Raw genomic sequence first — 13,582 nt, 5'->3', positions numbered from 1 at the left:
GACCGGGGATTCTGAATGCGTGAAGATGTACGCGGATCGGGCCACCGTCGCCGCCCGCCAATTGGTTACGGATCTGATCGTAGTGGCGTGGGTCTACACGTCGATCGTGGCCGCGCTATGGCTGCACGATCTGGTGCAGAAGCTGGCCGTTCCCGGGCAGAAACTGGAGGGTGCGGGCACCGGGATGGCCGACAGTCTCGGCGATGTCGGCCGCAAGGTCGGCCGCGTGCCGGTGGTGGGCGACGATCTGACGTCCCCGTTCAACCGGGCCGCCGGAGCCGCCCGGTCGATGGCCGATGCCGGGCGTGATCAACAGGCGATCATCAACGATCTGGCGATGGCCCTCGCGATCGGAATGCTCATCGTCCCACTGGGATTGGTGCTGTTCGTCTGGTTGCCGCTGCGGGTGCGGTGGATGCGCCGGGCTGCGGCCGCGACGCGCCTGCGTGCCGTCCCGGGCGGCCGAGAACTGCTCGCCCTGCGCGCACTCGCCAACCAACCGCTGCGCAAGTTGGACCGGATAGACACCGACGTGGTCGACGCCTGGCGGCGCGGCGACGACGATACGGTGCGCGAACTGGCCGCACTGGAATTGCGTGGCCTCGGCCTGCGCGGGAGCTGACAATTCCCGCCGAGGTGGGGACAACACATTCGGTAGAACTGCACAAAACCGAAGAACTACGCACTTCTTCAAACCGGAACGTAATTCTATTCACAAACAAGACCGCTTAGTTTGCGCAGCCTGTGCCAGCGCTATCCACTGGAACGATGCCCACCGAGAATACGACAATAGCCAGGCGGAGGAGTTTCATTCCGCGGCTGCGCCGTCGCAACCTCGATGGCTACGAGATGGTCGTCTCCGCACCCGAGAAACCGACGGACGACGAAAACCAGAGCGCCGACCGCAATGTCGTCATCGTGGCCTTGTTCGCCGCGCTGGGCGGCATGCTCTACGGCTACGACACCGGGATCATCTCCGGCGCGCTGCCCAAGATGTCGGCGCAGTGGGGCATCGACCACTCCCGCCAGGAGATCCTGACCGCCGCGATCCTCGCCGGTGCGGTGATCGGCGCGCTCATCGGCGGATCGCTGTCGAAGACATTGGGGCGCCGCAAGACCATCTTCATCATCGCCTGCGTCTTCGCCGTCGGTGTCGTGGCGTGTGCGCTCGCGGTCGACGCCTGGATGATGACGGCCTGCCGGCTCTTCCTCGGCCTCGCGGTCGGTGCCTGCTCGCAGATCGTGCCCACCTACATCGCCGAACTCGCGCCACCGCACCGCCGTGGCGCGATGGTCACCTTCTTCAACATCGCGATCGGCGTCGGCATCTTCCTCGCCAACCTGGTCAGCGTGTTCGCGGCCACCGACAACACCTTCCAGGCCAGCGAAAGCTGGCGCTGGATGATCGGCATCGCGGTGATCCCGGCGCTCGTGCTCGCCGCCGCGATGCTGCAGCTGCCCGAAACACCGCGCTGGCTCATCGACAACGGCACGGTCGGCAAGGCCAGGGTGGTGTTGCGCTGGATGCGCCCGAACCGCACGGCCGCCGTCGACGAAACGCTGAAGATCTGGGCCATCTCGCAACAGGAACAGAAGGAATCCCGCGGCGGCTGGACCAACCTGACCCAACGCTGGGCCCGCCCCGCCCTCGTCGCCGGCCTCGGCATCGCCGCCTTCACCCAGCTCTCCGGCCTGGAGATGATGATCTACTACTCGCACACCATCCTCGGCAGCGCAGCAGGTTTCAGCACCGGCCTGGTCGTCTGGTCCGGCCTCGGCATCGCCGCCGTCTACCTCATCTTCACCGCAGTAGGCGAACGCCTCGTCGACAAGGTCGGCCGCCGCCGACTAATGCTCATGCTCATCCCCGGCGCGACCTTTTTCTTATTCGGCTTCGGCCTACTCTTCATCCTCACCGCCCACCCCAACCGCTTCCTAACCCTCACCTTGATGCTCGCCTACATGGCCTGCAACGCCGCCGGCCTCCAAGCAGTCGGCTGGCTACTCGGCTCCGAGCTCTACCCCCTGAGCATCCGCGACCGCGCCACCAGCCTCCACGCAGTAGCCCTCTGGGGCTCCAACCTAATCCTCACCCTCACCGCCCTGACCACCATCGACGCCCTCGGCCTAGGCCCCGCCTTCGTGATGTACGCCGTCTTCAACCTGTTGTCCTTGGTCTTCGTCTACTTCTGCGTCCCCGAAACAAAGGGCCATTCCCTCGAAGACATCGAACAATCCCTCCGCAACGGAACTTTCATGCCCTTACGCGGAAACATCAGCAGCCAAGTCGACGTTTCCCCATCCGAGAACCCGGTCCATTCATGGCCCGCGCCCACATAGAGTCACCGAATGACGACCGACCCGACCACACTCCCGAAGGCCGAGTTCGCGTTCCCCGGCCCGATCCGCGACCAACTCGTCGCCGCAATCCTCAACGGTTCGAAAACCTCCACCACCGGCATACTCGCCGACTACGAGCACTGCGGCGACCCCCTACCGGAAGTCGGTTCCCTTGCCGCAGTGGTCGATTCAAACGACCGCCGAGTCGCAGTGATCGAAGTGACCGACGTCCGACTCACCCGACTCGCAGAAGTCGACCTCCCCCACGCCATCGACGAGGGCGAAGGTTTCACCACCCTCACCGACTGGCGAGCAGCCCACGAAACCTACTGGCACAGCCCAGAAATGCGCCATTCAATGGACGACGAAACCTTCACCGTCAACGACGAAACCATCGTCATCCTGCAACGCTTCCGCCTCATCACCGACCTACGGTGACCAGCCACCCCCGCTGTCTCGTCCCGCCCCTTAATGACGGCGCTTCAGTCCCCACAGCGGTTCAGCGCTACCGCCGCAACAGTTGTCGCGGTGTTCCGGGCACTCAGTCTGCCACCGGTCTGATGAGCCTCGACGAGATCGTCACCCTGCTCACCGCGGTTACCGCGCCTCCGTCACCCTCCCCGGCTCCGGGTAAGCGAAATAGCCGATAACATCGAAATCCAATTCGCCCTATTCTTATCGCAATGGTCTAATTACTCGGGATGTGCGGAGAATCCGATTACATACACATCGGAACCGATCGCAGATCATTCGGCGACTTGACGGCTAATACCAGGTGGGCAGCGGCTCGTAACCAAGCTGAGCGACGTCTCTCGCAGGCCTCTGACGGACGGACACGCCAGGTCGATGAGCTCCGAAGACGACCTGCAACCACCCAGAACGCCGACAGATTACGCATAACACCTGGTCGACCATGATCTGTGCGTGACCGGTCCGTGATCGGTCGTGACATGCCAGTTAACGGCACCTGAACTCGCTTTTAGAATGCGCCACAGGGCTCGTGTATTGCGTCGCCAGGTTCTACCTTGGGTCTGGGATCGACAATCTGTCGAGACCGACGAGATAGACCGAATAAGGCTGCTCGCCTCGAGCTTCCCGTCTGTCGACAGCGCGCGCGAAAGATGAATCAGCGCTGCGAATTCGACGATGCTGCCAAGAGGAGTTTGTCATGGCGCTCTACTTCACCGAGTGGTCGATCACCAGTGACGCCAGTCCGGAACGTGCCTCCCGCGTCGCCGACCGAGGCCGGGCGGTGTGGCGGTTGAGCTGGCTGCCCGATCGGGCCCTCACCCTCGAACAGGCCAGGGCCGGAATGGAACTCGACGAGCTCCTGAGCGATCCGGAGAACGTGCACGACTACATGGCCATGGCGCGGGCGGACACCTGCGCGGGCACGATCGGGATGCTGCGGGCCCACGTGGTGATCCTGTTGGCGCGGCGGATGGCGGCTCGTCTTCCGGTTGCCGTCAGCGCGAACTGAATTCCGGGGTCATCGCGGAACATCCACGGGCACTAAATGATCGTTCAGGCCTCATCCAGCCAGGCGAGGATTCGATCGGTACCCGACCCGAGTGTGGGCGGCGCGCTGGCATAGCGAACGGGGTTACGTGACAACGTGATCGGATTCGCGACCAGCGGCGGCAGACCGGTCTCCGACGGGATGCGGGGCTGCAACCCGAGCCGGTCGGCGAGCGCGAACGCGCCTGCCATGTCGTTGACGGGCCCGCAGGGAACGCCGAGCGGAGTGAGCAGCGTTTCCCACTCGGCCGCAGGCTTCGTCGTCAAGATGGCGCCGAGTTCCGCCGCCAGCACCTCGACATGCGCGACCCGTGCGGTGTTGTCGGTGAATCGCGGATCGTCGACCAGCTGCTCGGCACCGATGGCGCGGCACAGCGTGACGAACTGCCCATCGCTGCCCACCGCCACCGCCAGCGGCCGGTCCGCGGTAGGAAACACCTCATACGGCGCGATCGACGGATGCCGGTTGCCGAGCGCGGTCGGCACCACACCGGCCAACGCATAAGCCGTGCTCTGGTTCACCATGCCCGCCAGCAGACTCGACAGCAGATTCACCTCGACCAGCTGCCCTTCGCCGGTCACCTCCCGATGCCGCAGCGCCGCAAGCACTCCCACCGCCGCATGCAGTCCCGCGAGCACATCGACCACAGCGACGCCGGTCTTCGTCGGCTCCCCATCCCCCGTGATGCTCATCAACCCACCCGCTGCCTGAATCAGCAGATCGTAACCCGGCAATTCAGCACCCTTACCCGCGCCGAACGCAGACAACGAGCAGTAGATAACCCCTGGATTGAGCCCCCGAGCCTGCTCATAGGACAATCCGAACTTCGCCATCGTCCCAGGCCGGAAGTTCTCCACCACGATGTCGGCCCGCCGCACCAACTCCCGCGCGTACCGCTGCCCCTCCGCGCTCCGCAAATCCAACGCCACCGACGTCTTGTTCCGATTCACCGACTGAAAATAGGTAGCCTGCCCCGCCACGAACGGCGGCCCCCACCCCCGAGTGTCATCCCCGACACTCGCCCGCTCCACCTTGATGACCTCAGCCCCCAAATCAGCCAACAACATGGTCAAATACGGCGCAGCGAGAATCCGCCCGAAGTCCGCGACCACGATCCCGGACAGGGCACCTACCGTTCGTTTGTCGTCCGCCATACCCGACACTCCACCACGGGCGGATTCGGACGGAGTTGCCGCCTACCCGCGCAACCGGACAGGCAATGTGACGAGACCTCGAATGAGGAGGCTGGGGTGCCACTGCAAAGGCTCGGTCTGCGGGGCCAGTGACAGGTTCGGGAATCGTTGCAGGAGTGCGGTGAACGCTATTTCCGCTTCTACGCGGGCCAGCGGGGCGCCGACGCAGAAGTGGATGCCGTGGCCGAAGGCCAGGTGGCCGGAGGGGTCGCCGGTGAGGTCGAGGTTGTCTGGGTCGTGGTAGCGGGCGGGGTCGCGGTTCGCGGCGGCAAGGGCGACGTAGATGAACTCGCCAGCCGGGATTTCGGTGTCGCCGACCAGTACGGGCTCCGTGGTGTAGCGCACGGTGGCCCAGTCGACCGGGCTGCCGAAGCGGAGGAATTCCTCCACCGCGGCGGGCACGCCCGCCGGGTCCTCCCGCAGCGCACGGAACTGAGATTCGTTGCGCAGCAGCGCATACGTGCCACTGGCGATGAGATTCACGGTGGTTTCGTGTCCCGCGATCAGCAGCAGAAACGCCATCGCGATCAGTTCTTCCTCGGAGAGCTGGTCACCGTCTTCGCGCGCGTGCGTCAGACCGGACAGCAGATCATCGCCGGGCTCGCTCCGCTTCGTCTGCACCAATTCCGCCAAGTACTGCGACATCTCGGCGGTGCACCGCGTGCGCTCCTCCATCCCGCTGCCCACCCCGACCAGCACCTTCGTCCACCGCTGGAAGTCCTCCCGATCCTCGAACGGCACGCCGAGCAGTTCACAGATCACGGTGACCGGCAACGGAGTCGCGAAGGCCGCCACCAGGTCTACCTCGTCCTGCTCGGCCATCTGATCGAGCAATCCGGCGGTGATCTCTTCGATGCGCGGCCGCAGCGCCGCCACCCGGCGGGTGGTGAAGGCCTTGTTCACCATCTTGCGCAGCCGGGTGTGCTCGGGCGGATCGCTGTTGAGCATGTGGCCGCTGAGTGTCAGCGACTGCGAATCCTGTTTCAAGGTCGGATCTTTCCGACGAACCACCTCGAAGATCCCCGCCACGTTCTTGTGCATGCGCGGATCGGCGAGCACCGCCCGCCCCTCGGCATACCCGATGACCACCCACGCCGGCATGCCCTGCGAGAACTGAACCTGCAGCACCGGACCTCGCTCGCGCCACCGCCGGTAATACACCTGCGGGTCCTTGAAGAAGTCCGCGCCCGCCGTCTCGATCCGGTCCTGCGCCTCGATGTCTGCCATGCTGCCCTCCCTGCTTATCGCGACCGGGATCGACCGCGCCCACCCGTGGGCCGCCGACGGCAGGCCTCACCTCAACCACCGTACCGAAATGACCGCCCTATCCCGCTGGTCGCCAACGGATCAACCGGGCCGTCGGCGCGGTATCTTCGCGACCAGCCCGAACCCCTTTGCAGCACCATACTTTTCGCATACATCTGATGAACATCAAGCTCTGATCCATCATCGTTGAATCATCGGCGCCCTACCCGCCACCACCGAAAGTCCGGCTGGCCCGGTCATTCCGGTAATCGGGCATCATCGGAACATCATCGCGGCTTTCCGCCGTCGTCACGGCGTGTCGCCGGACCCATAACATCTGCCCCGGAGTTCGACCGAGGCGAGGAGATCCGGTGAGTGCTGCCGGTGAGGCATTCCGATCCGATGTGACAGACGGGATGTGGCAGTCCTTTGCTGGGCAGGTGAGTCGTCAGCCGGGAGCGGCGGCACTCATCGACGGCGACGGGAGTGTGACGTATGCCGAGCTCGCCGAGCTGATCGAGGACTTCGCGGAGCGCTTGCGCGCCAACGGGGTTCGGGTCGGCGATCTGGTGGGCATCCAGCTGCCGCGCGGCCGTGCGGCGATCGTCGCGATCCTGGCCGTGCTGCGGTCGGGGGCGGCGTATGTGCCGCTCGATCCGGCGTATCCGGCGGCCCGACTGGACGCGATGATCGACGACGCCCGGCCAGCAGCGCTGGTCACCGAGGACGGTGTCGTCGCGTTGGACGACGGTGTGCCGCAGCCCGATGCCGCCTATCTGATCTTCACTTCGGGAACCACCGGGCGGCCGAAAGGTGTGCTGGTTTCCCGGCGGGCGCTCGCGGCGTTCTGTGCGGCCGCCATCGATCGGTATGGGCTCGGGGTCGATGATCGGGTGCTGCAGTTCGCGTCGTTGAGTTTCGACGCCAGCATCGAGGAACTCTTTCCCGCGCTGAGTTGTGGTGCGGCAGTGGCGCTTCGGGACGAAGACATGATCAGTCGGCCCGATCTGTTCCTGGACCGCTGCGCGGCACTGGGGGTGTCGGTGCTCGACCTGCCGACGGCCTACTGGCATGAGCTGGTCACGGCGCTCGATCGAGGTGAGGCCACGCTGCCCGCGACGGTCCGGCTGACCATCATCGGCGGCGAGGCCGCGCGGCCAGATGCGGTGCGCCGCTGGCAGACCGCGGTCGGCGGTGCGACGCGACTGCTGAACACTTATGGGCCAACGGAAACCACGGTTGTCGCGACCGTCGCGGACCTCACCCGATGGGCGGGCGAGGTGGTGCCGATCGGCACTCCGCTGACCGGGGTGACCTGCCGCGTCGTCGACGCCGACGGCGATCTGGCGTCGATCGGTGAACTGCTGATCGGCGGGTCCACGATCGCCGAGGGCTATCTGAACCGGCCCGAGCTCACCGCCGAGCGATTCCGGCCGGGGCCCGACGGTATCGAGTACCGCACCGGTGACCGCGTCCGCTGGTGCGACGGGCAGCTCGAATTCCTCGGCAGGCTCGACGATCAGGTGAAGATTCGCGGCTTCCGGGTCGAGCCGGGCGATATCGAGGCGGCGCTGCGGGCGATCCCGGCGATCGATGATGCCGTGGTGCTGGTGGATCAGCGGACCGAGCGCTCGGTGTTGATCGGTCATGTCGTGACCGAGCCCGACACCGACCTGGCGGCGGTACGAGCGGCGCTGCGGGAGACCTTGCCCGCCTACCTCGTGCCCGCCGATCTCGTTCGGCACGTGCGGTTTCCGCTCACTCCGCAGGGCAAGATCGATCGTGCGGCGCTGGCATCGGCCACGGAACCCGCTCAGGCCCACAGCGTTTCGTGGTCAGGCAGCGCGGACGAGGCGAAGATCGCCGCCCTGTGGGAGTCGCTGCTCGGTGTGCCGGTCAGCGGGCCCGACGACGACTTCTTCACGCTCGGTGGTGATTCGCTCAGCGCCGTACGCCTCAGCGCCGCTCTCCGCCATGAGCACGGTGTCGATCTCACACTGCGCGAGTTGTATTCGGCATCCACCGTTGCCGCTGTCGCGGCTCGGCTGGGTCGGCACACACCCGCCGAGCCCCGGCGAATCACAGGCTTGCCGGAGAACGTGCCACTGCCGCTGAGTCCACTGCAGCGCGATTTCTGGGTGGCCGAGCAGGTGTGCGCCGGGCTGCCCGCGCACGCGCTCGGCATCCGGTATCGGTGGCACGGTCGCGTCGATGCGGACGCGTTGGCCCGTGGTCTCGTCGCGCTCGCTCGTCGTCATCCGTTGCTCAGGTCCCGCTTCGTGGACGACGGCGCGGAACCGAGCATGGTGATCGATCCGGACGCGACGATCCCGCTGATCGAATCCGCGCCGGAGACCGACGGCATCGATCTGCGACACGGTCCGATCGCGCGAGCGTTCCTGGTTCGCGGTGATGATTCGGACGAGGTCGTGCTCGTCGTGCACCACCTCGCGTTCGACGGGTGGTCGGCGGGCATCGTCGGCGATGAGCTCGCACAGCTGTATGAGGCCGCTCGCACCGGCGTCGAGAGTGAGCTGCCTGCGGCCGCGCGGCTGCCGGACCTGGCCGCCCTAGCTACCGCCGCGAAGGCCGACGCGTCGCTGACCGCGTATTGGCGCGACCGTTTCGCAAGCGCGGATCTCGACGTGGAACTGCCCGCCGATCGCCCGCGTCCGGCGGCCCGATCTTTCGCTGCGGCACGCGTTTCCACCCACATCGACCCCGAACTGCTCGATCGGCTGCGCACCTACGCGCAGAGCCGACGCGCCAGCTTGTTCATGGCGTTGCTGGCAAGTTTGCAGGCCGTGCTGTCCCGCTACACCGGCAGAACCGACATCACCGTGCTGGCACCGGTCGCCTGCCGGACCGCAAGTGGCCTGGAATCATTGGTCGGGCCGCTACTCAACATCTTGCCGATGCGCGGTGACATCTCCGGCGAGCCGTCGTTCGCCGAACTGCTCGACCGGGTCCGCGACGCGGTGCTGCTCGACCTGGATCATCAAGACCTGGCCTTGCCGAACTTGATCGACGCTCTCGCCCGGCCGGGCAGCGGGAACCGGAACCGGGTCAGTCCGGTCATGCTGACCGTGCACAACACGCCGCAGCCTGGCGACCGCACCGTTCGGTACGCGGGTGAAATCGCCCCTGCCGCAACGATGGTCGACCTGGCCGTCGGTCTAGATTTTCCGGCCGACGGTGCCGTGCTGAGCATCGATTACGCGACCGAGCTGTTCGACGCCGCACGGATCGAGGCCCTGCTCGGCCACCTGCTGACCGTACTGGCCGCAGCCGTCGCCGAGCCGGGCACGCCGGTGGCCCGGCTGCCCATCCTCACCGATGTCGAACGCCGTCGGATCGTGCACGAATGGAACGACAGCGCACTCCCCCAGCTCGACGCGACGGCACTGCATCAACTGTTCGAGCGTTGTGCCGCAACAACTCCGGATGCTCCGGCGTTGACCTTCCGTGGCGACACGATCAGCTATGCCGAGCTGAACCGGCGGGCCAACCGGCTCGCCCGGCGGCTGTGCGCCGAGGGTGTCGCGCCGCGCGAGCGGGTGGCGATCTGCCTCGATCGTGGTTTCGAGCTGTTCGTCGCGATGTGGGCGGTGCTCAAAGCCGGTGCGGCGTATGTGCCGCTCGACCCGGCGTATCCGCGGGAGCGGCTCGACTACATGCTCGCCGACTGCGGCGCGACGCTCGTCGTCGACGCCGAGTATCTGGTCGGCGAAACCCCGGACGACAGTAGCGATTTGCCGCTGCGCAACACCGCGGACGACCCCGCGTACCTCATCTACACCTCCGGATCCACCGGCAAACCCAAGGGCGTCGTGGTGAATCACGGCAACCTGGTGCACGCGGTCGGGATGTGGCGGCACGCCTACGAATTGCGCCCCGAATGGACGTATCAGCAGGCGGCCAGCTTCTCGTTCGACATGTTCGTCGGCGAGACGCTGCGCGCGCTGACGACCGGCGGCCGGCTGGTGATCGTGCCGAGGGAGACGCTGCTCGATCCCGCCGATCTGTATGCGCTGATGCGGGACGAAGTCGTGCAGTGCACCGAACTCGTGCCCGCCGTGTTGCGCACGCTGCTCACCCATGTCGAGCAGATCGGCGAGCGGCTGGATTTCGTCCGCCTGCTGATCGGCGGCGGTGAGGAGTGGCGGGTCCGGGAATACGAGTTGGCGCGGCGGCTGGTCGGACCGGACAACTCGGTGGTCAACGCGTACGGCATCACCGAGGTCAGCGTCGACAACGTGTGGTTCGCGGGAGCGGTGGATCACCTGCCCGGCAATGCCCCGTTGCCGATCGGCCGGCCGTTTCCGAACAACCAGGTCTACGTGCTGGACTCCTATCGCGAGCCGGTGCCCGCCGGCATCGTGGGCGAGCTGTACCTCGGCGGCGCGGGTGTCACACCGGGATATCACGACCGGCCCCAACTCACCGCCGAGCGATTCGTGCTCGATCCGTTCGCGGCCGAACCGGGCGCGCGGATGTATCGCACGGGTGATGCCGCGCGCTGGCGGCTCGACGGGCAGGTCGACTTTCTCGGCCGGCTCGACGGGCAGGTGAAGGTCAACGGCTACCGGGTCGAGATCGGTGAGATCGAGGCCGCGCTCGGCGCGTTGCCGGACGTGGTGGGCTGTGCGGTCACCATGCACACGCCGCAATCCGGGCTGGCCCGGTTGATCGGGTACGTCGTCACCCGCGACGGCACCGACGCCGACGAGGCCGCGATTCGCGAGGCGCTCGCGACCGAGTTGCCGACGCACATGGTGCCCGCGCGGGTGCTCACGCTCGCCGCGCTGCCGCTGACGCCGAACGCGAAACTCGATCGGCCTCGACTGCCCGCACCGCCCGACGACCTCGGATCGGTGACCGGGCCCGCACCACGGACCGCGACCGAGTTGCAGATCGCGGCGGTGTGGGGCGAGGTGCTCGGCGTTGCCGAATTCGGTATCGACGACACGTTTTTCGCGCTCGGCGGCGACTCTTTCGCCGCACTGAAGGTGATTCGACGTCTCGAGCCCGCGCCCGCACTGATCGAGCTCTATCAATATCCGACGGTCCGGCGGCTGGCCGCGTTGCTCGACGGCCGCTCCCCCGGTCGGCCCGCCGAACGCCGAATGTTGCACCGGCTCACCGATATCGACGCCACCACCGAGGGCATCACGGTGGTCGCGGTGCCATACTCCGGTGGCAGCGCCGTCGCCTATCAGCCACTCGCCGAAGCACTGCCCGCGAACTGGGCGCTGTACGCGGCAGAATTGCCCGGTCACGACCGCGCCAGGCCGGACGAGGAGTTGTTGCCCGGCACGGTAGTCGCCGAACTGATCCTGGCCGAGTTGCCCGCGATCGCCGGACCGATTCTGCTGTACGGCCACTGCCTCGGCGTCGCGCTGACCGTCGAGCTGGCCCGGCAGGCCGAGGCGGCGGGCATCGAGTTGGTCGGCGTCGCCCTCGGCGCCGGGTTCCCCACCGCACGGCTGCCCGGCCGGTTCTTCGACTGGTTCTACCGCCTGGTGCCGACCGACCGGCTCACCTCCGATCGTGAGTACCTGACCTATCTGCGTGGTCGCGGCGGGTTCGTCGACATCGAGGACGCGGAACAGCAGGCGTTCGTGCTACGCAACGTCCGCCACGACGCCCGCGATGCCGAGGAGTACTTCACCGCCGCGTACATCGACCCGCAAACCCCACTGCGGGCGCCGGTGCTCGCGGTGGTCGGTGCCAAGGACCGCGTCACCGAGCACTACACGGAACGCCATCACGAATGGCAGCACTTCACCGACGGCCCACTCGACCTCGCCGTACTACCGAGAGCCGGGCACTTCTTCGTGAAGAGCCACGCCGAGCCATTGGCCCAAGCGCTGGTCGACTTCGCCGAGCGTGACACCGAACCCGTTGCACCCGTGCCGATTCCGGCCGCAGGACCACCACCCAGCCTGTCCAAGTTCGCACTCGTCGCGCTCGGTCAGTTCATCTCCATGGTCGGCAGCGGGCTCAGTGCCCTCGTGCTCAGCATCTGGGTGTTCCAGCAGACCGGGTCGATCACCGACTTCGCCGTCGTCAACGCGATCGGACTGTTGCCTGGCATCCTGGTCAGCCCGATAGCGGGTGCCGCCGCGGACCGATGGGACCGCCGCCGGGTGATGCTGATCAGTGACGGCGCTGCCGCGGTGTCGATGAGTGTCCTTGCGGCGCTGGTCTTTACCGGCGGTCTGCAACTGTGGCAGATATTTCTGGCCGTCACGGTCACCTCGATCGCCGGGGCATTCCAGCGGCCCGCGTACCTGGCCGCCGTCGCCCAACTCGTGCCCAAGCGATATCTCGGGCACGCGAACGGCATCAGCCAACTCGGTGTCGGTGTGGGCCTGGTGTTCGCGCCGATGCTCGGGGCGGGACTGATCGGGCTGATCGGGATCGCGGGCGTAATCCTGCTCGACATGCTGACTTTCACCGTCGGCGTGCTGACCCTGCTGCTGGTCCGGTTCCCGAATCTGATGTTCCACCGCCGGGAGGAGACGTTCCGTAGCGAGATCGTCAACGGCTGGCGCTACATCACCCGGCGCCCCGGAATGCGGGCCGCACTGCGCTTTTTCGTCATCGACCACGCGTTCTACACCCTCGGCTTCGCCGTGATCACCCCGATGCTGCTGATCGAACAGTCACCGGCGGTGCTCGGAATCGCGTTGGGCGCGGGCGGATTCGGCGGCCTGGCCGGCAGCCTGGTGATGGGCCTGTGGGGCGGCACCGTGCGCCGGACCAACGGGTTGATCATCTTCATGGGCATCGGCAGCCTCGGCATGACCGTCGTCGGTTCGGGGAGCTCTCCGATCTTCGTCATCGCGGGTATGTTCCTGCTGACCTTCGGCGAATCGCTGGCCGAGGGGCACTGGATCGCCGTGGTGCAGACCAAGGTCGGCTTCGAACTGCAGGGCCGGGTGCTGTCCATCTTCATCACCGTGATGATGCTGACCATGCCGCTGGGCTACCTGCTGGTCGGCCCGATCGCGCAACGCTACGTGCGACCGCTGCTCGAACCCGGCGGCCCGCTCGCCGACACCGTCGGCCACCTCATCGGGGTCGGTCCCGGCCGCGGGCTGGCGCTGCTCGTCGTGCTCAGCGGCCTGCTGCAACTCGCCTGGGCGATGCGCGGCTGGCTCGACACCCGGCTGCGCCTGCTCGAAGACCACCTGCCCGACGCCCTGCCGCCCGCCGAGATCGACTCCCGGGACGACCTGCAACGCCTTGCCGACGCTCAACTTCTCCGCTGAAAGGCCGA

Annotated in this window: 7 protein-coding genes; 5 read left to right on the top strand and 2 right to left on the bottom strand. The window is 66.6% G+C overall.

The genetic code is table 11. The features are described from left to right. The first annotated feature begins 25 nt into the window (after positions 1-25). The 4 genes from ACIBK2_RS43975 to ACIBK2_RS43960 all read left to right on the top strand — a co-directional run bounded on the left by ACIBK2_RS43975 (position 26) and on the right by ACIBK2_RS43960 (position 3,820). Positions 26-622: a hypothetical protein gene (locus tag ACIBK2_RS43975; protein ID WP_396977037.1), complete on the top strand. Its 597-nt coding sequence runs from the start codon at positions 26-28 to the stop codon at positions 620-622. 146 nt (positions 623-768) lie between these two features. Beyond that, positions 769-2,340, top strand: a complete 1,572-nt coding sequence (locus ACIBK2_RS43970) for a sugar porter family MFS transporter (RefSeq protein WP_396976919.1) — start codon at positions 769-771, stop codon at positions 2,338-2,340. A 9-nt stretch (positions 2,341-2,349) separates the two neighbouring features. Then, entirely contained in the window at positions 2,350-2,778 is a 429-nt protein-coding gene (locus ACIBK2_RS43965) for an ASCH domain-containing protein (protein WP_396976917.1), read from the top strand. A gap of 730 nt (positions 2,779-3,508) precedes the next feature. Further along, positions 3,509-3,820: a hypothetical protein gene (locus ACIBK2_RS43960; RefSeq protein ID WP_396976915.1), complete on the top strand. Its 312-nt coding sequence runs from the start codon at positions 3,509-3,511 to the stop codon at positions 3,818-3,820. Between the two features lie 44 nt (positions 3,821-3,864). On the opposite strand, the gene ACIBK2_RS43955 is transcribed toward ACIBK2_RS43960, so the two are convergent. Beyond that, on the bottom strand, positions 3,865-5,013 hold the full coding sequence (locus ACIBK2_RS43955; RefSeq protein ID WP_396976913.1) for a CaiB/BaiF CoA transferase family protein: 1,149 nt from the start codon (positions 5,011-5,013) through the stop codon (positions 3,865-3,867). 42 nt (positions 5,014-5,055) lie between these two features. Continuing rightward, positions 5,056-6,279, bottom strand: a complete 1,224-nt coding sequence (locus tag ACIBK2_RS43950) for a cytochrome P450 (protein WP_396976912.1) — start codon at positions 6,277-6,279, stop codon at positions 5,056-5,058. Between the two features lie 389 nt (positions 6,280-6,668). Between ACIBK2_RS43950 and ACIBK2_RS43945 the strand changes: the two genes are divergently transcribed. Beyond that, positions 6,669-13,574 (top strand): amino acid adenylation domain-containing protein, encoded by a 6,906-nt coding sequence (locus ACIBK2_RS43945; protein WP_396976910.1) that lies wholly within the window; start codon positions 6,669-6,671, stop codon positions 13,572-13,574. Positions 13,575-13,582 lie beyond the last annotated feature (8 nt).

Origin of the sequence: Nocardia sp. NPDC050175 (assembly GCF_044459885.1) — a bacterium.
Taxonomy (GTDB): Bacteria; Actinomycetota; Actinomycetes; order Mycobacteriales; family Mycobacteriaceae; genus Nocardia.
This window is presented reverse-complemented; position numbering and strand designations above follow the sequence as displayed.